The sequence below is a fragment of the Amycolatopsis sp. NPDC045836 genome (genome assembly GCF_056431745.1).
On record NZ_JBWKKF010000001.1, the window covers coordinates 64,288 to 84,657 of the forward strand.

The 20,370-nt window shown below is 71.6% G+C and carries 18 protein-coding genes; 10 read left to right on the forward strand and 8 right to left on the reverse strand.

Going from position 1 to position 20,370, the window contains the following annotated elements; all coding sequences use genetic code 11:
• The first annotated feature begins 71 nt into the window (after window positions 1-71).
• The 5 genes from xylB to tsaE are packed head-to-tail and all read left to right on the forward strand — an operon-like array spanning window position 72 to window position 5,277.
• Entirely contained in the window at window positions 72-1,490 is a 1,419-nt protein-coding gene (gene xylB, locus AC07EG_RS00375) for a xylulokinase (RefSeq protein WP_478250766.1), read from the forward strand.
• Window positions 1,491-2,579 (forward strand): ABC transporter ATP-binding protein, encoded by a 1,089-nt coding sequence (locus AC07EG_RS00380; protein ID WP_478250767.1) that lies wholly within the window; start codon window positions 1,491-1,493, stop codon window positions 2,577-2,579. It abuts the gene before it with no gap.
• Between the two features lie 24 nt (window positions 2,580-2,603).
• On the forward strand, window positions 2,604-3,722 hold the full coding sequence (alr, locus tag AC07EG_RS00385; RefSeq protein ID WP_478250768.1) for an alanine racemase: 1,119 nt from the start codon (window positions 2,604-2,606) through the stop codon (window positions 3,720-3,722).
• Window positions 3,722-4,828 carry an alpha/beta fold hydrolase gene (locus AC07EG_RS00390; protein ID WP_478250769.1) on the forward strand — a complete coding sequence of 369 codons (1,107 nt, stop codon included), beginning with the start codon at window positions 3,722-3,724 and terminating at the stop codon, window positions 4,826-4,828. The genes alr and AC07EG_RS00390 overlap by 1 nt, the downstream gene beginning before the upstream one ends.
• Window positions 4,825-5,277 (forward strand): tRNA (adenosine(37)-N6)-threonylcarbamoyltransferase complex ATPase subunit type 1 TsaE, encoded by a 453-nt coding sequence (gene tsaE / locus AC07EG_RS00395; RefSeq protein WP_478251207.1) that lies wholly within the window; start codon window positions 4,825-4,827, stop codon window positions 5,275-5,277. Before AC07EG_RS00390 ends, tsaE begins: the two co-directional genes overlap by 4 nt.
• Window positions 5,278-5,330: 53 nt before the next feature.
• Here the strand turns inward: tsaE and AC07EG_RS00400 are convergent, their stop codons facing one another.
• From AC07EG_RS00400 to AC07EG_RS00420, 5 genes are all read right to left on the reverse strand, one after another.
• The gene (locus tag AC07EG_RS00400; protein WP_478250770.1) at window positions 5,331-6,278 is read right to left on the reverse strand and encodes an acetylxylan esterase; all 948 of its coding nucleotides are present in this window, start codon (window positions 6,276-6,278) and stop codon (window positions 5,331-5,333) included.
• A 63-nt stretch (window positions 6,279-6,341) separates the two neighbouring features.
• Window positions 6,342-7,739, reverse strand: a complete 1,398-nt coding sequence (locus tag AC07EG_RS00405) for an amidase (RefSeq protein WP_478250771.1) — start codon at window positions 7,737-7,739, stop codon at window positions 6,342-6,344.
• Entirely contained in the window at window positions 7,736-9,079 is a 1,344-nt protein-coding gene (locus AC07EG_RS00410) for a carboxyl transferase domain-containing protein (RefSeq protein WP_478250772.1), read from the reverse strand. Before AC07EG_RS00410 ends, AC07EG_RS00405 begins: the two co-directional genes overlap by 4 nt.
• Window positions 9,072-10,508: an acyl-CoA synthetase gene (locus AC07EG_RS00415; RefSeq protein WP_478250773.1), complete on the reverse strand. Its 1,437-nt coding sequence runs from the start codon at window positions 10,506-10,508 to the stop codon at window positions 9,072-9,074. Before AC07EG_RS00415 ends, AC07EG_RS00410 begins: the two co-directional genes overlap by 8 nt.
• A 26-nt stretch (window positions 10,509-10,534) precedes the next feature.
• Complete coding sequence (locus tag AC07EG_RS00420; protein WP_478250774.1) at window positions 10,535-11,779, reverse strand: SLC13 family permease; 1,245 nt, start codon at window positions 11,777-11,779, stop codon at window positions 10,535-10,537.
• Window positions 11,780-12,722: 943 nt separating this feature from the next.
• Here AC07EG_RS00420 and AC07EG_RS00425 point away from each other — a divergent pair.
• Entirely contained in the window at window positions 12,723-13,409 is a 687-nt protein-coding gene (locus tag AC07EG_RS00425; RefSeq protein WP_478250775.1) for a FadR/GntR family transcriptional regulator, read from the forward strand.
• Window positions 13,410-13,420: 11 nt separating this feature from the next.
• Here AC07EG_RS00425 and AC07EG_RS00430 read toward each other — a convergent pair whose 3' ends face one another.
• Window positions 13,421-13,807 (reverse strand): hypothetical protein, encoded by a 387-nt coding sequence (locus AC07EG_RS00430; RefSeq protein WP_478250776.1) that lies wholly within the window; start codon window positions 13,805-13,807, stop codon window positions 13,421-13,423.
• 133 nt (window positions 13,808-13,940) lie between these two features.
• Between AC07EG_RS00430 and tsaB the strand changes: the two genes are divergently transcribed.
• Genes tsaB through tsaD form a run of 3 tightly spaced genes read left to right on the forward strand, consistent with a single transcriptional unit; the run spans window position 13,941 to window position 16,116 of the window.
• Window positions 13,941-14,591: a tRNA (adenosine(37)-N6)-threonylcarbamoyltransferase complex dimerization subunit type 1 TsaB gene (tsaB, locus tag AC07EG_RS00435; protein WP_478250777.1), complete on the forward strand. Its 651-nt coding sequence runs from the start codon at window positions 13,941-13,943 to the stop codon at window positions 14,589-14,591.
• On the forward strand, window positions 14,588-15,067 hold the full coding sequence (rimI, locus tag AC07EG_RS00440) for a ribosomal protein S18-alanine N-acetyltransferase (protein WP_478250778.1): 480 nt from the start codon (window positions 14,588-14,590) through the stop codon (window positions 15,065-15,067). The genes tsaB and rimI overlap by 4 nt, the downstream gene beginning before the upstream one ends.
• Window positions 15,067-16,116 (forward strand): tRNA (adenosine(37)-N6)-threonylcarbamoyltransferase complex transferase subunit TsaD, encoded by a 1,050-nt coding sequence (gene tsaD, locus AC07EG_RS00445; RefSeq protein WP_478250779.1) that lies wholly within the window; start codon window positions 15,067-15,069, stop codon window positions 16,114-16,116. The genes rimI and tsaD overlap by 1 nt, the downstream gene beginning before the upstream one ends.
• Before the next feature lie 19 nt (window positions 16,117-16,135).
• On the opposite strand, the gene AC07EG_RS00450 is transcribed toward tsaD, so the two are convergent.
• Together AC07EG_RS00450 and AC07EG_RS00455 are read right to left on the reverse strand one after the other, a co-directional pair.
• Window positions 16,136-18,016, reverse strand: a complete 1,881-nt coding sequence (locus AC07EG_RS00450) for an N-acetylmuramoyl-L-alanine amidase (protein ID WP_478250780.1) — start codon at window positions 18,014-18,016, stop codon at window positions 16,136-16,138.
• 80 nt (window positions 18,017-18,096) lie between these two features.
• Entirely contained in the window at window positions 18,097-19,659 is a 1,563-nt protein-coding gene (locus AC07EG_RS00455; protein WP_478250781.1) for an alkaline phosphatase D family protein, read from the reverse strand.
• Between the two features lie 402 nt (window positions 19,660-20,061).
• On the opposite strand from AC07EG_RS00455, the gene groES reads away from it, so the two are divergent.
• Window positions 20,062-20,355: a co-chaperone GroES gene (gene groES / locus AC07EG_RS00460; protein WP_026360373.1), complete on the forward strand. Its 294-nt coding sequence runs from the start codon at window positions 20,062-20,064 to the stop codon at window positions 20,353-20,355.
• The last annotated feature ends 15 nt before the right edge of the window (window positions 20,356-20,370 follow it).

The following is a 20,370-nucleotide window of genomic DNA, read 5'->3' on the forward strand; positions in this document are numbered from 1 at the left end:
TACTTGCGCGCGCTGGACGTGTTCCGCGCAAGTACTGGACGGAAGCCCCGAATCCGGCCAGGCTCGTGACCATGCACACGCCCACTCTGGTCGCCGGGGTCGACACCTCGACGCAGTCGGCGAAGGTGGTGGTCTGCGACGCCGCCACCGGTGCGGTGGTCCGGGAGGGGCGCGCGGCGCACCCGGACGGCACCGAGGTGGACCCCAAGCACTGGTGGACGGCGTTCACCGAGGCGTCGAAGGGCCTGCTCGACGGGGTGTCCGCCATCGGCGTCGGCGGGCAGCAGCACGGCATGGTGGCGCTGGACGCCGAGGGCGAGGTGGTGCGGCCCGCGCTGCTGTGGAACGACACGCGGTCGGGGCCGCAGGCACAGGACCTGGTCGCCGAGCTCGGCGGGCCGGGGGCGTGGGCGGAGGCGGTCGGCTCGGTGCCGGTGGCCAGTTTCACCATCACCAAGCTGCGGTGGCTGGCCGAGCACGAGCCGGAACTGGCCGACCGGGTGGCGCGCGTGGTGCTGCCGCACGACTGGCTCACCTGGCGCATCCTCGGCCGCCCGGAGCGGATCTCGACCGACCGCGGGGACGCGTCGGGTACCGGCTACTTCTCCACGGCCACCGGCGAGTACCGCACTGACCTGCTGAAACGCGCCTTCGGTCGAATCCCCGAACTGCCGGACCTGCTTTTGCCCGCAGAAGCTTGCGGGCACACGGGGGACGGGGTGCTGGTGTCGGCGGGCACCGGTGACAACATGGCGGCGGCCCTCGCGCTCGAACTGGGGCCGGGTGACGTCGTCGTCTCGCTCGGCACCAGCGGCACGGTGTTCGCAGTCTCCGAGACCCCGCCCGCCGACGCCTCCGGCACGGTCGCCGGCTTCGCCGACGCCACCGGCCGCTTCCTCCCGCTGGCCTGCACGCTCAACGCGGCCAGGGTGCTCACCGCCACCGCCGCCCTGCTCGGCGTCGACCTGGCCGGCCTCGACCGGCTCGCGCTCGCGGCCGAACCCGGCGCCGGCGGCCTGACCCTGCTGCCCTACCTCGACGGCGAGCGCACCCCCAACCTGCCGGACGCCAACGGCACCCTGCTCGGCCTGACCAGGTCCAACATGAAGCCGGAGAACTTGGCGAGAGCCGCCGTGGAAGGCATGCTGTGCGGACTGGCCGCCGGTCTGGAGGCGATCGCCGGGCACGGGGTCGAGCCGCGCCGGGTGCTCCTGATCGGCGGTGCCGCGCAGTCGGCCAGCGTGCGCGCGGCCGCGCCGGTGATCTTCGGCCTGCCGGTCGAGTTGCCCGCGCCGGCCGAGTACGTGGCGCTCGGTGCCGCCCGCCAGGCGGCCTGGGCGCTGGCCGGGACCACCGCGCCGCCGACCTGGCGGAGCTCGGACGTGCTGCGACTCGGTGGGCCAGACACCGACGCGGGCCAGGAACTCCGGCTGCGGCACCACGCCGCCCGAGAACTCGTGCACGCGCGAGCGCTAGAAAGGGATAGCTGAATGGCGACGATTACCTACGACAAGGCGTCCAGGCACTACTCCGGAGCCGACCGGCCCGCGGTGGACGCGCTCGACCTGGAGATCGCCGACGGCGAATTCCTGGTGCTGGTCGGCCCGTCCGGCTGCGGCAAGTCGACCAGCCTGCGCATGCTGGCCGGCCTGGAGGACATCGACGACGGTGCGGTGTGGATCGGCGACCGGGACGTCACCCAGCTGCCGCCGCGGTCGCGGGACATCGCCATGGTGTTCCAGAACTACGCGCTGTACCCGCACATGACGGTCGGCCAGAACATGGGCTTCGCGCTCAAGATCGCCGGCAAGCCGGCCTCGGAGATCAAGGAGCGCGTGCGCGACGCGGCCAAGCTGCTCGACATCGAGCAGTACCTCGACCGCAAGCCGAAGGCGCTCTCCGGTGGCCAGCGCCAGCGCGTGGCGATGGGCCGCGCGATCGTGCGTGAACCGCAGGTCTTCCTGATGGACGAGCCGCTGTCGAACCTGGACGCCAAGCTGCGCGTGTCCACCCGCACGCAGATCGCCGCCCTGCAGCGCCGCCTCGGCGTCACCACCGTTTACGTCACGCACGACCAGGTCGAGGCGATGACCATGGGTGACCGCGTGGCCGTGCTGTCCGACGGGGTGCTGCAGCAGTGCGACACCCCGCGGGCGCTGTACGAACGCCCCGCGAACGCCTTCGTCGCCGGGTTCATCGGCTCGCCCGCGATGAACCTCGTGGCCGCTTCGCTCACCGAGGACGGCGCGAACGTCGGCGGGGCGAAGGTGGCGCTGCCGCGCGAAATCATCGCCCAGGCGGGCGGCGACGGCGTGACCGTCGGCTTCCGGCCGGAGTCGCTCGAGGTCGCGCAGGCCGGGGCGGGCACCATCCCGGTCAAGGTGGACCTCGTCGAGGAACTCGGCTCGGACGCCTACTGCTACGGCAAGCTGGCCGGGGACGACCCGGAGGCCGGCACCACGGTGGTCGCGGGGGTCGAACCGCGCACGCCGCCGTCGATGGGTGACACGCTGCACTTCCGCGTCCGGCCGGACGAGCTGCACGTGTTCTCCGCCACCACCGGAGCCCGCCTGGACTGACCCCTGTGGGAAAATGGGCTGGTCATGAACCCGTTTTCCCGCGCTGAAGTCCGCGTCGACCTCGACCACCTCCGCCACAACGTCGCGTTGCTCGCCGGCCGTGCGGCCGCCTCGGGCGCCGCGACGATGGCGGTGGTGAAGGCGGATGCCTACGGGCACGGCGCGGTGCCGGTCGCGCGCGCCGCACTGCAGGCGGGCGCGACCTGGCTCGGCACCTGCTCGCTGGCCGAGGCGTTGACCCTGCGCGAGGCGGGTGTCCAGGCGCCGATGCTGGCTTGGCTCGACCCCGTGGACACCGACTACGCCCCCGCCGTCGAGGCGGGGGTGGACCTCGGCCTGAGCAACGCCGGTGAGCTGGAGCGCGCGGCCGGTGCGGCGCGGCGGGCCGGTGGCCGGGCGCGGGTGCACCTGAAGATCGACACCGGTCTGTCCCGCAACGGCTGCCCGCCGCACGACTGGCCCGCGCTGGTCAAGGCGGCCGCCGGTGACCCGGCCGTCGAGGTGGTGGCGATCTGGTCGCACCTGGCGAGCGCGGACGAACCCGGGGACCCCTCGATCGACCTGCAGGCGTCGCGTTTCCAGCAGGCGTACGAGGTCACCCTCGAAGCGGGGCTGAACCCGTTGCGGCACCTGGCGAATTCGGCGGCCACGCTGACCCGGCCGGACCTGCACTTCGACCTGGTGCGCGTCGGCATCGCGATGTACGGGCTCAACCCCGTGCCGCAGCCGGAGGACCTGCGCCCGGTGATGACCTTCCGGTCGACGGTGGTCTCGACCAAGCGGATCGCCGCCGGGGAATCCGTTTCCTACGGGCTGACCTGGACCGCCGACGCCGACACCACGCTGGCCCTGGTGCCGGTCGGTTACGCCGACGGTGTGCCGCGCACGCTGTCCGGCAGGCTGGACGTCTGGCTCGGCGGGCGGCGGCGCCCGGTGGTCGGGCGCGTCTGCATGGACCAGATCGTCGTCGACTGCGGCGACTACCAGCCGGAACCGGGTGCCGAGGTGGTGTTGTTCGGCCCCGGCGAGGGCGGGGCGCCGACCGCACGCGAATGGGCCGACAAGATCGGCACGATCGACTACGAGATCGTCACCGGCATGTACCGGCCGCGGGTCGTCCGCAGCTATCCGGGGCAGCGCTGATGGCGGCTCCGTCACGGCGGCTCCTCGCGATCGCCGGTGGCATCGGCGCGGTGCTGACCGGGTCGGCCGCCGCCGCGATCACCGTCGCCACGCAGCAGCGGCGGCACCGGGTGGACCCGTTCGGCGACGAGCCGCTCGGTGAGCTGAAGCCCGACCGCACGTCGACGGTGGCCGCCGACGACGGCACGCCGCTGGCCGTCGCGGAGGTCGATCCGGCTGACGGTGGTGAGCCCGCGCTGACGCTGGTCGGGGTGCACGGCTTCGCGCTTTCGCAGCTCAGCTGGCACTTCCAGCGGCGTGACCTGGCGTCGCTGACGCTGCCGCGCGTGCGGCAGGTGTACTACGACCACCGCAGCCACGGGCTCTCCGGCGCGGCGACGCAGGAGACCAGCACGATCGAGCAGCTCGCCGAGGACCTGCACGCGGTGATTCGCGCGGTCGCGCCGGACGGGCCGCTGGTGCTGATGGCCCATTCGATGGGCGGCATGGTGGTGATGGAGCTGGCGCAACGCCACCCGGAGCTGTTCGAGGAGCGCGTCCGGGGGGTGGCGTTGATCGCCACCGCCGCCGGTGAGGTCGGCACGCGCGGCATCCCGCGTGGGCTGCTGTCGAAGTACAACCCGCTCACGCGCGGGGTCAGCGAACTGGCGGGCTGGCAGCCGGGGCTGGTGGAGTTCGTGCGGGCGGCCGGTGGTCAGCTCACGCGGCAGGCGGTGCGGCGGCTGGCGTTCGGGGCGCGGGACGTCAGCCCGCGGATCGTCGACTTCATGCTGCAGATGCTGGAGGTGACGCCGGTGCTGGGGCTGGTGAACTTCGCCGACACGCTCGGCAGCCACAACCGGTACGCGGCGCTGGCCGGGTTGAAGCACGCGCACGTGCTGGTGATCGGCGCCGATTCGGACCGCGTGACGCCCTATTCGCACGCCGAGCGGATCGCCGCCGAACTGCCGGACGCGGAGCTGGTGCGGGTGCGCGGTGCCGGGCACATGGTGCAGCTGGAACAGCCGGAGCTGGTGAACAGCCACCTGATCGACCTCTTGCAACGGTGCGCCGGCGTGGACGGCGCGGATTCCTCACGACGGATGTGGCGGTGGCTGAACCGGTGAATTTCGAGTGCACGACCCCGGAGGACACGATCGCGTTCGGCCGGTCGCTCGGCCGTGAACTGCGGGCGGGTGACCTGGTGTTGCTTGCCGGTCCGCTCGGGGCCGGGAAAACCACGCTGACCAGGGGTATCGCCGAGGGGCTCGGGGTGTCGGGGCGGGTCAGCTCGCCGACGTTCGTGCTGGCGCGGGTGCACCCGGGCCCGGTTCCGCTGGTGCACGTCGACGCGTACCGGCTGGGCGGGGACCTCGCTCAGCTGGACGACCTCGACCTGGACACCGATCTGGAAGCCTCGGCCGTGGTGGTCGAATGGGGTGAAGGCTCCGCCGACCGCCTCTCCGCCGACCACCTCGTGGTGCGGCTTTCGCGGGGAGAAGACGACGTCCGCCGGATCACCCTGGAACCCCACGGCGGCTGGACCGCCCGCACCCCCTTGCCGACCTCCTGGTAACCCTGTCCGGTTTGCCCGTTCCTGCTTTTGCCCGCAGAAGCATGTCGCCCAGGTCAGAGGGTGTGCAGGGCGGTGTAGAGGGCGTCTTCGATGCCCGGGAGGTCCTCGTGGCCGAAGTCCGGGTAGGTCCGCATCGACTTGGTGCCGGTGAGCTTGTTGTAGGCCGCGTACTGGGTCGACGGCGGGCACACCCGGTCCTCCAGCGCCACCGTCCAGTCCACCCGCGCCCGCACACGCGGAGCGAGGTGCTGGATGTCGATGTAACCGAGTCGGGTGAAGACCTCCTCGTGCTGCCGGTGCAGCGGGTCACGCTTGCGGAACCAGTTGGTCAGCTCGTTGTACGGCGCCTCGTCGAGCGCCAGTTCCCAGGCCCGCTGGTAATCCGACAGGAACGGGAACACCGCCGCGACCAGCGCGATCCGCGGTTCGAGCGCGGCGCACGCCAGGCTCAGCGCCCCGCCCTGGCTGTGCCCGGTGGTCGCCACCCTGGCCGGGTCGACGCCCGGCAGGTCCATCACCGTGCGGGCGAGGCGGACGGTGTCGAGGAACACGTGCCGCATGTGCAGCCGGTCGGCCCCCTCTTCGAGGCCGAGCAGCAGCTGGGTGCTCACCGCCCAGCCGGTCGCGGGTGCACCCCAGCCCTGGCCGCGCACGTCCATCGCGACGGCGGTCTGCCCGCGCGCGACGTAGGCGAGCAACTCCGTCCAGGGCGTTGACCTGCCGTTGTAGCCGTGGAAGAAGAGGACGGCCGGCCCCTCGGTGTCCTCCAGCGGCCGCGCCAGCTTGGCGTGCACGCGGGTGCCGCCGACGCCGGTGAACTCCAGGTCCTCGCAGCGCGCGAACGGGGCGGAGAACTCGGCCGGCGTGATCTCGACCCGCGGTTCGGTCGCGTCCAGCTCGGCGAGCGCCTTGTCCCAGTAACCGTCGAAATCGGCGGGACGCGGATTGGTGCCCTGGTAGCTCCGGAGCTGCTCCGGCGACAGGTCGAAGTTCAACGGCATGCGGACGGGCTCCCTCGGTTCAGACGCTGACCGCCATCCTAAAAGGGCGCCCTGACCTGGGCATCATGCTTTTGCCCGCAAAAGCTTGGTGCGGGTTTCGCAGGCGGCGGCGAGGGTGAGGACGGCCAGGTCGGCGCGTGGTTTCCCGATCAGCTGCACACCCATCGGCAGGCCGTCGGCGTTGAACCCGGCCGGCATGCCCAGCACCGGCACCCCGGCCAGCGACCACGGCGCGACGGTCTCCATCCACCGGTGGTAGCTGTCCATCTCCCGCCCGCCCACCGTCGACGGCCACGGCACCTCCACGTCGAACGGGAACACCTGCGCGCTCGGCGCCAGGATGAAGTCGAAGTCCTCGAAGAACCGCAGCAGCGCCTCGAGCCACCGCGTCCGCTCCAGCGCGGCCGGACCCAGGTCGGCGGCCGACAGCGCCAGCCCCCGCTCCAGCTCCCACACCAGTTCCGGCTTCAGCCGCGCCCGCGTCGACGGCGTCCGGTACAGCCCGCCGAGGTTCGCCGCGACGTTCCAGCCCCGCCACGTCAGCACGGTCCGCCACACCCGGTCCATCGGGAAGTCCGGCACCGCGGGCACCACTTCGCAACCCAGCTCGGTGAACCCGGCGAACGCCTCCCGGCAAACGTCCAGCACCCCCGGTTCCACCGGCAGGTACCCGTCGAAGTCCCCGACCCACGCGATCCGCGTGCCGGTGAAGTCGCGTTCCGGCAGCGGCGGCCGGAACACCGACGGGTCCTCGGTGATCGCCAGCGGTGCCCCCGGATCCGGTCCGGCCTGCACCGACAGCAACGCCGCGACGTCGGCCACCGTCCGCCCCATCGGCCCGGCCGTGTCCAGCTGCGCCACGAACGAGGTCGACGGCACGCGGCCGAGTGACGGCCGGAACCCGTAGGTGTTCGTGAACGCCGCCGGGTTGCGCAGCGAGCCGAGGTAGTCGCTGCCGTCGGCCACCGGCAGCATCCGCAGCGCGACCGCCGCCGCGGCACCACCGCTGCTGCCGCCCGGCGTGCGCGACAGGTCGTACGGGTTCCGCGTCGCCCCGTACACCGGGTTGTAGGTCTGCGAGCCCAGCCCGAACTCGGGGACGTTCGTCTTGCCGATCAAGATCGCGCCCGCCTCGCGCATCCGCCGCACGAACAGGTCGTCGTGCTGGGCGACCTGGTCGGCGAAGAGCGGCGAGCCGCAGGTCCACGGCAACCCGGCCGCGGCCGAGAGGTCCTTCACCGCCAGCGGGAACCCGTGCAGCCAGCCGCGGTGCGGCTCCCGGTCCCGCTCGGCGGCCTCCCGCATCAGCTCGTCGCGGTCCCGCAGCGCGACGATGGCGTTCACCCGGGGGTTGTGCTCCTCGATCCGGTCGAGGTAGGCCGCCATCACCTCGGTGCAGGAGACCTCGCGGAGCCGGATCCGCTCCGCCAGCTCCACCGCGTCGAGTTCGACCAGGCTCATCGGTTGTCCTCCACGTGGGGTGCGATGCCTTCGGCGACCCCGAGCGCGACCACGTCCTGCGGTCGCACGCGCAGCCGGTTCGCCGTGTCGGGCACCTCGGCCGGGTCGCGCTTGAGGATGGACGCCGCGGCTTCCGGTGAGGTGACGGAGAAGTAGCTGTCCGGCGTCATCCACGTCCGGCCGGGTGCGGCGAACGCCAGCGCGCCACCGGAACCGCCTTCGCCGATCACCAGCGACGTGATCGGCACGGTCGCGCTCGCCACCGCGAGGAACAACTGCGCGATCGCCGGACCGGCACCCGCCCGCTCGGCGGCGGCGTCGTTGGCCGCCCCCAAGGTGTCCACGACGGTCAGGATCGGCAGGCCGAGCCGGTCCGCCAGCGAGACCAGCCTGGCGGCGGTGCGGAAACCGGACGGCAGCGTGGGGGTGCCCGCCTGTGCCGCATAGGCGATGGTTTCCCCGTTCCGGCGGCCGAATCCGCAGAGCACCCCGGGGTCGCGCCCACCGCAGAGGTCGCCGCTGATCTCCGCGCGCGAGTCGAAGTAATGGTCCAAATAGGATTGAGCACGCGGGCGTTGGGCCGCACGGGCTCGCCGGACCGCCTCCCAGCCGGTCTCCGGCAGGTCCTTCTGACCCAACGCGGGCGGAACCGGGACCTCGGCGGCAGCCGGACCGCTCAGCAGAGCCAGCCAGGACGCGAGCACACCGGGAAGGTCGTCGGGTGCGACCACGGCGTCGAGGTGCCCCGATTCGTACTGCGATTCCGCGGTGTACGCGTGCGCGTCGCCGGGTGGGCGCACGCGTGATCCGGCAAAACCCACCTGTGCCTCGGGAAGCGCCAGTGTGACGTCGGCGCCCGCACCGAGGGTGGCCCAGCCGCCGCCGGTCGCCGGGTCGCGCAGCACCGCTACTTGCGGCAGCCCGGCGGCCCTGGTCAACGCGATCTGCCGGGCGACCCGCTGCAACTGCGACAGCGCGCGCATGCCCTCCTGCATCCGGCTCCCGCCGGTCGCGATGAGGAATACCAGCGGCAGCCGCGATTCCCGGGCGCGGACGAAGGCGGCTTCCACCCGGTCACCGGTCCGGCCGCCCATCGAGCCGCCGAGGAAACCGAACTCGAAGGCGATCAGCACCGCGTCGGTTTCGCCGACCCGCCCGCGGCCGCACACCACGGATTCGCTTTCGCCGGTGCGCTTCTCGGCCGTTTCCCGGGCGTCACCGTATCCGGGCCAGCCGATCGGACCGTCCACTTCGGAGTGATCTGCCGAGCCGGTGTCGAATTCGGTGAAGCCGGTGGAGACCGCGTCGATGACGGTGCGCGCCGACCACCGCTCAGGCACCGAGCGCTCGCTTCATCACCTTGCCCATATCGTTGCGCGGCAACGATTCCACGTACCGGACCACCCGCGGCCGCTTGTGCGGCGAAAGCAGCCGGGCCACGTGGTCGACCAGTTCCTGTTCGCCGGGCTTGGGCCCGTCCGGCACGATCCAGGCGACGATCCGCTCGCCGAGGTCGGGATCGGGCTCGCCGGTCACCGCGGCTTCGGCCACCCCGGCGTGCTCCAGCAGCGCGTTCTCGATCTCCCCGGCGCCGATCTTGTAACCGCCGCTCTTGATCAGGTCGGTCGCCTTGCGGCCGACGATCCGGAGGTAACCGTCGGCGTCGCGGGTGGCCATGTCACCGGTGCGGAACCAGCCGTCGTCGAACACCGCCGCGGTCGCGTCCGGCCGGTTCAGGTACTCGGTGAACAGGTTCGGGCCACGCACCTGGATCTCGCCGACGGTCTCGCCGTCGCTGGTCTCGATGGTCCTGCCGGACTCGTCGACCAGCCGCAGATCGACCCCGGGCAGCGGCACCCCGACCGTGCCGGGTTTGCGCTCGCCGTCGGCGCGGACGCTGGTGTTCATCAGGGTCTCGGTCATGCCGTAGCGCTCGATCACCTGCTGCCCGGTGGCCGCGGTGATGCGCTGGTGGTCGTGCACCGGCAACGCGGCCGAGCCCGAGACCAGCAGCCGCGCGCCGCGCAACGCCGACGCGAGGGCCTCGTCGGTCTCCAGCTCACCGGCGATGCGGTGGTACATCGTCGGCACGCCGAACACCATCGTGCCGCGGCCCGACAGTTCGGCGGCCAGCGCGGCGGTGGAGAACTTGCCGAGGTGGACCACCGAGCCGCCGCGGCGCAGCGGCCCCAGCATGCCGAGGATCAGCCCGTGCACGTGGAACAGCGGCAGGCCGTGCACCAGCACGTCGTCCGCGGTCCACTGCCAGGCGTCCTCCAGCGTGTCCAAGGTGGAGGTGATGGCCCGGCGCGGGAGCACCACGCCCTTCGGCGGGCCGGTGGTGCCGGAGGTGTAGACGATCATCGCCGGGGCTTCGGCGTCGGGCTCGGGCAGCGGCTCGACCGGTCCGCTGGTCAGCTCGATGTCCCGGCGGGGCAGGTCATGCAGGCCCGCGGGCAGTTGGGCACCGGCTTCGGCGAGCACCAGTGCCGGGCCGCTGTCGGCGACGATGTGCTGGAGTTCCCGTTCCCCGATCTTGGGGTTGATCGGCACCACCGGCACCCCGGCCAGCAGGGCCGAGACCACCGCGACCGTGGTTTCCAGCGTCGGTGTCGCCCACACGGCCACGCGTGCCTGGCCGGGGAGCGCGCGCAGGCTGGTGGCCAGCGTGCCGGCGACGGCGGACAGCTCGGCGTAGCTGAGGGCACGGTCGCCGAACCGGACGGCTTCGGCGTCCGAAGCCTCTTCCAGGGCGGGGAACAAACGCACGCGGAACCTCCTCGGTAGTACTGGGGTCAACCCCAGCCGGGCACGACCATGGCGAGCCACACGGCGGCCGGGACCACCACGACCATGATGCCGCCGTAGATCATCAGCTGCCGGAAGAACGTGTCGCGGTCGACGTTCTTGGCGTTGGCCAGCACCAGCGCGCCGTTCGTGGAGAAGGGGCTGACGTCGACCACGGTGGCCGCGACGGCCAGCGCGGCGACCATGCCGATCGGCCCGACCGTGCCCTGGGCCAGGAACGGCACGGCCAGCGGGATCAGCGCGCCCATGATGCCCACGGACGAGGCGAACGCGGACACGATCGCGCCGATGTAGCAGAGCAGCAGCGCCGCGAGCAGCGGCACGCCGACGCCGGTCACCGCGTTGCCCGCGTAGTCGATCGTGCCCATCTGCTGCATGACACCGACGTAGGTCAGGACGCCGCAGATGAGCAGGACGGTCGGCCAGGTGATCTCGCCGACGGCCTTGCGCCCGGTGTCCGGCCAGAAGACGCTGAGCAGCACGGCGAGGGTGATCGCGGTCAGCCCGACGTCGAGGTCGAACACCAGCGCGCCGACGACCAGCGCCCCCAGGCTGACCAGCACGGCGATCCGGGCGGGGTCGAGCCGGGGCGCCTCCTCGGTCTCGTCCTCGACGGTGACCCGGGTGCGGCCCAGCTTGAGCCCGCCGAGCACGACGAAGAGGATGGCGGCGATGACCAGGTTCACCGCCAGGCTGGCGAGGAACAGCACGGTTTCGCTGCCCGCCAGCTGTTCGCGGTCGACGATGCTGTTCACCGTGGAGCCGTAGACGCTGATCGGGGAGAAGCCGCCTGCCTGGGCGCCGTGCACGACGAGGGCGCCCATGAGCAGGGGGCTGATGCCGTACCGGGCGGCGAACCCGAGCGCGATGGGCGCCACGATGGCGACCGCGGCGGGGCTGACCGCGCCGATCGCGGTGAGCACGGCGGTGACCGCGAACATCACCCAGGGGATGAGCGCGAGCCTGCCGCCGACCAGGCGGATCGAGGCGTGCACCAGCCAGTCGGTGGTGCCGGTCGCCCTGGCGATGGCGAACAGGTAGGTGACGCCGACCAGCACCACGAACAGGTCGCCGGGAAACCCCGCGAAGATCCCGTCCGCATCGAGCCCGGCCACCAGCGTGCCGACCCCGAACGCCCCGGCGAAGGCCAGCACCCCCATGTTGATCGACCGGGTGGTGGCGACCACGAAGATCACCACGAGAACGAGGATCGAGATGAGCTCGGCGGACATCCATGGCTCCCGTCGTTGGTCGCCGCGATTGGCTGGGTGGCTGGTGGCTGGGCGGTGGGGAGGCTGGGCGGTGGGCAGGCTGGGTGGCCTGATGGCTGGGTGGCCTGACGGCTGGGTGGGCTGACGGCTTGAGTCTTCAGTGGTCTGATGTCTTAGTGGCTGAGTGGTCTAGTGGCTGAGTGGCTAGTCCAATTTGAGGCGGGTCGGCCGCTTGGAGGGATGGAGTCGGCGCGCAGGCTCGCCGGTGCGGTGCTGCTTCAAGACTGGGAGGTGGCGTGCTGAGGGGCGGGACACTGAGTGGCGGCGGGACGGTGCTTTGAGAGGGCGAGTAGCGGTTTGAGGTGGTGGAGCAGGCAGTGCATCGAGTTGGTGGGCAAGTGGTGCGTTGAGTTGGTGGGCAAGTGGTGCGTTGAGTTGGTGGGCAAGTGGTGCGTTGAGTTGATGGGCAAGTGGTGCTTCGAGTTGTTGGGCGAGTAGTGCTTTGAGGTAGTGGAGCAGGCAGTGCTTCGAGTTGTGGGCGAGTGGTGCGTTGAGTTGGTGGAGCGGGGCGGTGCATTGCGCTGATGGAGCGGGGCGGTGTATTGAACTGGCGGAGCGGGGCGGTGCACTGAACCGGCGGGAGCGGGGCGGTGCGGTGAGCGGCCCGCTCTCTCCGCGGTCGCGGCTTTGGTCAGTTTCTCGTTGTTCCTGCTGCCCCAGGGACCCAGTTCACCAGGGAAGGCCGTTTTCGATTGGACTAGTGGCTCAGTGGCTAGTCCACTTTGCGGTGTGCCCGATCACATGTCAAGAGTGAAGTGGCCAAGTGGCTGAGCCACTCAGCCACTCAGCCACTGAAGGCGCGTCGCGCGGGTTGGGCGCCGGGGTGGTCACTGGCTGTTAGGCTCGGCAGTCCAGGCCGACCGTTGCCCGGAGGGGATACATGGGGTCCGACGCACTGCGCCCGATGACGCGGCCACGGCTGTACGAGCAGGTGGTCCAGCGCATCCGGGAGTACGTGGTGGAGTCCGGCCTCGGCGCCGGCGACAAGTTGCCCGCCGAGCGCGAGCTGGCCCAGCGGCTCGGTGTCAGCCGGGCGTCGGTCAAGCAGGCGATCGTGGTGCTCGACGTGCAGGGGCTGGTCGAGGTGCGCCACGGCGGCGGCACCTACCTGACCACCGCCAACCTCGACCTCGAACCGGTCGACGAGCTGGTGGAACGCCGCCGCCGGCTCCCCGACGTGCTCGAGGCGCGCGAAGCCGTGGAGACCAAGCTCGCCGAACTCGCCGCCGAGCGACGCACCAAAGAGGACCTCGACGCGCTCGAAGAAGCCCTTCGCTACATGGCCGAGGAAATCGACAACGGGGGTCAGGGCGTCGAGGGTGACCGCCGGTTCCACGCCGCGGTCACCGCGGCCGCGCGCAACCCCATCCTGGCCGAGTTCATGACCTCGATCGCCGAGCAGATCGCCGAGAGCCGCACCGAGTCGCTGCAGCAGCCCGGCCGCCCCAAGCGCTCGCTCACCCAGCACTACAGCATCTTCGACGGCATCAGCCACGGCGACCCCCGAGCCGCCGCGACGGCGATGAAGCGCCACCTCCGCACGGTCGCCAAGGTCCGCCTGCTCGCCTGGAACCCGGACGAAGAGGGGTGACCGCCTGGGGCTCAGGCGGAGACGACCGTCAGCTCCCGGCTGCCCGCCAGCCCGCCGCCGCAGCGTTCGCTCACCCGGTGCACACCGGGCTGCGCGTCGGCCCGCACGGTCGCGGTGCCCCACGACAGCGCCGACGAGCGCACGGTGAACACCGCGACCCCGCCGTTGCCGGTGTACGGGCCGTCCTCCCCGGTCGCCGCGAACGCGGTGGAGCCGACGTGGTTGAGCCCCTCCACCCCGCACCCGGCCAGCACCCGGACCTGCTCGCCGGGTCGCACGATCTCCTTGTCCAGGCTCAGGAACGCCCCGGTGGTCGTCGCGCCGGCGGTACCGGCGGCCGCCCCGGCCAGAGCGGCGGTCGCGGCGGAGACAACGAGGACTCGGCGCAGGATGGACATGACTTCCCCTTCGTTCGTGGTTGACCGGATCACTCGCGTGCTTGGCCAACTCTTCACCAGAGAAGACGCGCCCGGCCGGGCGGGGGTTGCCTGCGCGGCGGCACCGGTCGGGTGAGTCGTAGGCTGGGGAACCGTGTTAGTACTGGCCGTCGACACCTCCACGCCCGCGGTGACCGCCGGGGTCGTGCAACTCGAACCCGACTCGCTCGCGGTCGCCGCCGAGCGCGTGACGATCGACGCGCGCGCCCACGGTGAACTGCTCACCCCGCACGTGCTCGACGCCGTGCAGGCGGCGGGCACCAGCCTCCGTGAGCTGGGCGCAATCGTTTGCGGCTCGGGCCCGGGGCCGTTCACCGGGCTGCGGGCCGGCATGGCCACCGCCGCAGCGCTCGGACACGGCCTCGGCATCCCCGTGCACCCGGTGTGCAGCCTGGACGCGATCGCCGCCGAGGTGGTCGCCGACGAGCCGTTCCTCGTGGTCACCGACGCGCGCCGCCGCGAGGTGTACTGGGCCGAGTACGACGCCGGGAGCAACCGTGTGGGGGAACCCGGCGTGCGCAACCCCGCCGAACTGGTGACCACGGCGAAGGCGGCGGCCGGGTACTTCGCCGAGAAGACCGGCCTGCGCCCGCTCCAGCCGGAGTACCCGTCGCCACTGGGCCTGGTCACGGCCGCGCGGGCGGCCATGCGCTCCGGTGCCGAGCCCGCCCCGCTGACGCCGCTGTACCTGCGCCGCCCCGACGCCGTCGAACCCGGTGCGCGCAAGCGGGTGACCACGCCGTGACCGTCGAACTCAGGCCGTTGCGCCGCGGCGACATCCGCCGTTGCGTGGAGCTGGAGAAGGTGCTGTTCCCCGGTGACAGCCCGTGGAACGCCTACGCCTTCCGGTCCGAACTGGACTCCGGCGCGTACTACCTCGGCGCCTGCGAGGGCGAGGAACTGCTCGGATATGCGGGGCTGGCCGTCGTCGGACGGCCGGGTGACTTCGAGGCGAGCCTGCACACCATCGGCGTCGCCCCGGAGCACCAGGGCCGGGGCATCGGCAAGGCGCTGCTGGAGGCGGTGCTGGACAAGGCCGACGAACTGCGGGCGCGGGTGCTGCTCGAGGTCCGCACGGACAACGAGGTCGCGCTCACGCTGTACGAGAAGCACGGGTTCACCAAGTTGGGTGTGCGCAAGCGTTACTACCAGCCGTCCGGTGCGGACGCTTACACGATGGTGCGGCCGCCGCTCGGCGTGGTCGCGGAGGAGGCCGGCTGATGGGCGCCCGGATCGTCATGGGCATCGAGAGTTCGTGCGACGAGACCGGCGTCGGCCTGGTCCGCCTGCACGACGACGGCACCGTGGAACTGCTCGCCGACGCCGTCGCCTCCAGCGTCGACCAGCACGCCCGCTTCGGCGGCGTGGTGCCGGAGGTGGCCAGCCGCGCGCACCTCGAAGCGATGGTGCCGACCACCGAGCGCGCCTTCGCCGACGCCGGGCTGCGCATGTCCGATGTGGACGCCATCGCGGTGACCGCCGGACCGGGCCTGGCCGGTGCGCTGCTGGTCGGCGTGGCCGCCGCCAAGGCGTACGCGGTCGCGCTGGATGTGCCGCTGTTCGGGGTGAACCACCTCGCCGGGCACATCGCGGTGGACACCCTGCAGCACGGCCCGCTGCCCGAACCGTGCCTGGCGCTGCTGGTTTCCGGGGGGCACACCCAGTTGCTGCGGGTGGACGACGTGGCGAGCGCGATCGTCGAACTCGGGTCCACTGTGGACGACGCGGCCGGTGAGGCGTACGACAAGGTGGCCAGGGTGCTCGGCCTGCCCTACCCGGGTGGCCCGCCGATCGACAGGGCGGCCAAAGCCGGGAACCCGTCGGCGATCGCGTTCCCGCGCGGCATGACCGGGCCCCGTGACGCGAAGTTCGACTTCTCGTTCTCAGGGCTGAAAACCGCGGTCGCGCGCTGGGTCGAGGGCGCCGAGCGCCGGGGTGAGGAGATCCCGGTCGACGACGTGGCGGCTTCGTTCCAGGAGGCGGTCGCGGACGTGCTCACCGCGAAGGCGATCCGTGCGGCGAAGGACGCCGGGATCGGCACGCTGGTGATTTCCGGTGGCGTGGCGGCGAATTCACGCCTGTCCTCGCTCGCGCAGGAGCGGTGCGACCAGGCCGGTATCGAGCTGCGCGTGCCGCGGCCGCGGTTGTGCACGGACAACGGCGCGATGATCGCCGCGCTCGGCGCGCACGTGCTGGCGGCCGGGGCCAAACCGTCCTCTTTGGACTTCGCGGCGAACCCGGCGTTGCCGGTGGGGACCGTCTCGGTCTGAGCCGGTCCCCACCCGCCGGTCAGGGTGCCCAGGAGGGCGTGATGCGCACGTCGTCCGCCTTGACGTAGGCGATCCGGTGCCCGAACTGCACCTGCACGAACTTCGTCCGGCCTCGCACCACCTGGTGGTCAGCGGTGTCGAAGTCGACCGCGTAGTAGTACTCCGAACCGGTGGTCAGGCCCGAGGTGTACCGCTGCCCGGCGGGCATGGTGTACGGCAGCGGGATGAAGGCACGCGGGGTGATGCCCTCGGGGTACGCCTCGGGTTCCGGGTAGGCGCCACCCCAGACCTGCACCGACTGCACGCCCGGCTTCGGCGTGACCACCTTGCCCTGCGCCGGTTTCGCCGTGGCCCAGGCCGGGTTGTGGAACCAGCCCTTCTGCCCGAGGTACCACACCGCGGTCCAGTCGCCCTTGACCTCGGCGACCGCGTACTGCTGCCCGCTGTCCACCCGGCTGCCCACATCGGACACGTCCATGGTGGACTGACCGGTTTCCGGGTGCAGTCCGATGTCCTTGAGCAGCGGGGCGTCGGCGCGGGGTTCCGTGCGCAGGATGACCGACGTGGACCCGCGCAGCGGGCACGGCTTGCCGTCGTCCGCGCAGTCCAGGAAGGCGGGCTGGTTGGTGGCGAAGTCCGGCGAAATGGTGACCATGCCGGTGTTCGGCCGCCAGTCGGGCGAGCCCGCGTCGCCGCGGCCGAGCGGGGCGCCGAGCAGGTCGAAGTAGTGCGACCAGTCCCAGTAGGGGCCCGGGTCCCAGTGCATGCCCTTGATCTTGTCCGGCGCCAGGCCCGGCACGTTGTCGTGGCCGATGATGTGGTCGCGGTCCAGCGGGATGCCGTACTTGGCCGCGAGGTAGCGCACCAGCTTCGACGAGGTCCGGTACATCGCCTCGGTGTACCAGGTGCCCTTCGCTGCGAAGCCCTCGTGCTCCAGGCCGATCGACTTCGCGTTGACGTACCAGTTCCCGGCGTGCCAGGCGACGTCCTTGGTCGGCACGTGCTGCGCGATGTGCCCGTCGGCCGAGCGCAGCGAGTAGTGCCAGCTCACGTAGGTCGGGTCCTGGACCATGTCCAGCACACCGGCCCAATAGCCCTCGGTGTCGTGGATGACGATGTAGTCGATCTTCTGGCTGTTCGGCCGGTCCGCCTTGTCGTGGTTGCCGTAACCGCCGGGGATCTCCTGGTACGGCGCGGGGATCCACTCGCAGGAGATCCCCTGTGGGCACTCGACCGGCCCGGCCGCGGCGGGCACGCCCTTCGGCGCGGCGGTCGGCGTGGGGGCGAGGCGGACGCGCTGCCCGTCGTCGGTGACCCGCTCGGCGCCGGTCGCGATGGTGCTGAACACCTCGTCGGCGAACGCGGTGGCCGCGCTCGGCTCCTCGCTGCCGCTGTACTCGGCCACGGCCAGGTACCAGTCACCGGTTTCGCGGTGGTGGGAGGCCAGCAGCGCGGCGCCGCCGCGGATGTTCTGCGCCGGATCGGTGCGCAGCGTCGCGGGGTCCACGCCGGTCAGTTCGGCGGCGGTGTCCAGCGACTGCAGGGAGTCCGGTGGCGGGGCGGGCGGACCGGCCTCGGGGTGCAGCGGCGGGCGGGAGTCGTCGCCACGCGGGTCCTCGGTGCCCTGGTCGTGGTGCGTGCCGACGCCCGCGGTCCGCAGGTCGGTGAGGTGCATCGGGCCGTACCCCGCCGACGTGCTCGGCGTGCCCGCGTTGGTGTCCCAGCGGGACTCGAGGAACGAGACGCCGAGCAGGACCTCCTGCGGCACCCCGAATTCGGCCGCCGCCGCGGCGAAGTCCCGTTGACGTTGCTGATCAGCCGGTGCCGCCTGGGCGGCGGGCACGGAAACCGCACCCGCCGCCAGTAGCAACACCGCCAGTCCTGCTGGTGTGCGTCGCATGTGTACCGCCCCAGTGCTAGGTGGTCTGTGAGCACCTACCTAACACCCCGCGGACCCCGTCAGGAAGGGGCTGTTCGGGGTCAGGCCGGGTGGAGCGCCGGAACCCGGTCCTCCACCACGAAGCTGGCCGCGGTGCTGACCGGCGCGTCCGGCTTGGTCACGTACGGCAGCACGCGGTAGTCGGCGCGCAGCTCGTCCGCGGTGAACCTGGTGCGGATGTAACCGCGGCGGTTGCGGTGGAACTTCACGTGCGGGTTCTCGTCGAGGACCGCCTGGTTCGGGTCGTCGTTGCCGTCGCGGCCGCTGGTGATCGAGGTGGTGACCAGCTCGACGCCGACGCCCTTGGAGTCCGGCTGCCCGTAGGTTTCCTTGATCTCGGCGGCCCAGTGCCGGTGCACGTCCCCGGTGAGCACCACCCCGTTGCGCACGGCCGAGTCGCCCATCGCGGCGGCGATGCGGTCGCGGTTGACCTTGTAGCCGTCCCAGGCGTCCATGTTGTAGCCCTCGGCCGCGCCGGGGGTGAGGTCGATCTGGGCGAAGAACACCTGCTGGCCGAGCACGTCCCAGCGGGCGCGTGAGCGGTGGAACCCGTCGACGATCCACTTCTCCTGCTCGTCACCGGTGATCGAGCGGGTCGGGGTCAGCCGCTCGGCGCAGTTGGCCTTCACCCCGTCGCCGCACGCCTGGTTGTCGCGGTACTGGCGGGTGTCGAGCATGTGGAAGGTGGCCAGGTCGCCCCAGGCCAGGCGGCGGTAGAGGCGCATGTCGATGCCGTTGGGGCGGGCGGTGCGGCGCAGCGGCATGTTCTCGTAGTACGCCTGGAAGGCGGCCTTGCGGCGGGCGAGGAAGGCCGCGCCGGGGGTCTGCGAGGAGTCCTCGGGGACCTCGTCGGCCCAGTTGTTCTCCGTCTCGTGGTCGTCCCAGACGACCAGCCACGGCGCGGTCGCGTGGGCGAGCTGCAGGTCGGGGTCGGTCTTGTACTGGGCGTGGCGCAGGCGGTAGTCGGCCAGCTGCACCGTTTCCGGGCCGATCACCTTGCGGACCTCGTTCGCGCCGGCGGCGTACTCGTACTGGTAGTCGCCGAGGTGCAGGATCAGGCCGGGTTCGTCGGCGGCGAGGTGGCGGTAGGCGGTGAAGTAGCCCTGGCCGTAGTGCGAGCAGGAGGCGAAGCACATGGTCAGCTCGCTCATCTGCCCCGGCGCCGGGGCGGTGCGGGTGCGGCCGACCGGGGAGATCTCGGAGCCGGTGCGGAAGCGGTAGAAGTACTCGGTGCCCGGCGCCAGGCCCTCGGCCTCGACGTGCACGCTGTGCGCCGATTCGGGGCTGGCCCAGGTGCGCCCGCTGCGCACGACGTCGCCGAACTCCTCGTCCTTGGCGATCTGCCACTCGACGACCTGGCCGCGGGCGGGCATGCCGCCCAGACCGTTCTCGGCGAGCGGGTCGCGGGCGAGGCGGGTCCAGAGCACGACGCTGTCGGCATACGGGTCACCCGAGGCGACGCCCAGGTTGAACACACCGGTGGGCGCGGCGGACCCGGCGCCGGCGGAGGCGGCGGCGCGGGCGAGCCCGGACGCGCCGAGCGCGGCGAGGCCGAGCGCGCCGGCGCCGCCGAGCAGGACGGAACGCCGGGAGGGGGTGCTCATCGACACGATGACTCCTCAACAAGGTGGTGGGAACCGGCTGTCGCCCTCGATCGCACTTCGCGCGCGCCGAACGGGACAACCGTCCCGGGTGACCACCCGGTGAATTCCTTTCGCGTTCCTGCGGTGTTGAACACAGATCCACGAGCGGGACCAGCCTGGGCCGGAGAGCCGGGGGACTGCCCGCCCGAGCGCCTGGCGCGTTTTGGGCGGTGCGCCGCCGACCGCTGCCCGGGGTGGGGCAACCCGCCGGGTGGACCCTCCTTGCGCGGCTGGCACTCACGTGGCTAGAGTGCTAATTGCACGGCACCGCACACGCCCCGGCACCCGCGACGGCGGGGGTGGTAGGAGTCGTAAACCTGAAACCTGCCAACGCTTTCTCATCGACCCGTGGAGGTCAACCCGGTGAGCGTGAACATCAAACCGCTCGAGGACAAGATCGTTGTCCAGACGAGTGAGGCCGAGGAGACGACGGCCTCCGGTCTGGTCATCCCCGACACCGCCAAGGAGAAGCCCCAGGAGGGCAAGGTTCTGGCCGTTGGCCCGGGCCGCATCGACGACAAGGGCAACCGCGTCCCGGTGGACGTCAAGGAAGGCGACGTCGTCATCTACTCCAAGTACGGCGGCACCGAGGTCAAGTACAACGGTGAGGACTACCTGATCCTGTCCGCTCGCGACGTGCTGGCCGTCATCAACTGACGACCGCTCTGCAGC

Coding starts and splice junctions, on each gene's coding strand:
- AC07EG_RS00450 (WP_478250780.1), bottom strand. CDS start 18,016: ATGCGACGCACACCAGCAGGACTGGCGGTGTTGCTACTGGCGGCGGGT.
- AC07EG_RS00430 (WP_478250776.1), bottom strand. CDS start 13,807: ATGTCCATCCTGCGCCGAGTCCTCGTTGTCTCCGCCGCGACCGCCGCT.
- AC07EG_RS00390 (WP_478250769.1), top strand. CDS start 3,722: ATGGCGGCTCCGTCACGGCGGCTCCTCGCGATCGCCGGTGGCATCGGC.
- AC07EG_RS00405 (WP_478250771.1), bottom strand. CDS start 7,739: ATGAGCCTGGTCGAACTCGACGCGGTGGAGCTGGCGGAGCGGATCCGG.
- tsaD (WP_478250779.1), top strand. CDS start 15,067: ATGGGCGCCCGGATCGTCATGGGCATCGAGAGTTCGTGCGACGAGACC.
- AC07EG_RS00380 (WP_478250767.1), top strand. CDS start 1,491: ATGGCGACGATTACCTACGACAAGGCGTCCAGGCACTACTCCGGAGCC.
- AC07EG_RS00425 (WP_478250775.1), top strand. CDS start 12,723: ATGACGCGGCCACGGCTGTACGAGCAGGTGGTCCAGCGCATCCGGGAG.
- xylB (WP_478250766.1), top strand. CDS start 72: ATGCACACGCCCACTCTGGTCGCCGGGGTCGACACCTCGACGCAGTCG.
- AC07EG_RS00420 (WP_478250774.1), bottom strand. CDS start 11,779: ATGTCCGCCGAGCTCATCTCGATCCTCGTTCTCGTGGTGATCTTCGTG.
- AC07EG_RS00455 (WP_478250781.1), bottom strand. CDS start 19,659: ATGAGCACCCCCTCCCGGCGTTCCGTCCTGCTCGGCGGCGCCGGCGCG.
- alr (WP_478250768.1), top strand. CDS start 2,604: ATGAACCCGTTTTCCCGCGCTGAAGTCCGCGTCGACCTCGACCACCTC.
- AC07EG_RS00400 (WP_478250770.1), bottom strand. CDS start 6,278: ATGCCGTTGAACTTCGACCTGTCGCCGGAGCAGCTCCGGAGCTACCAG.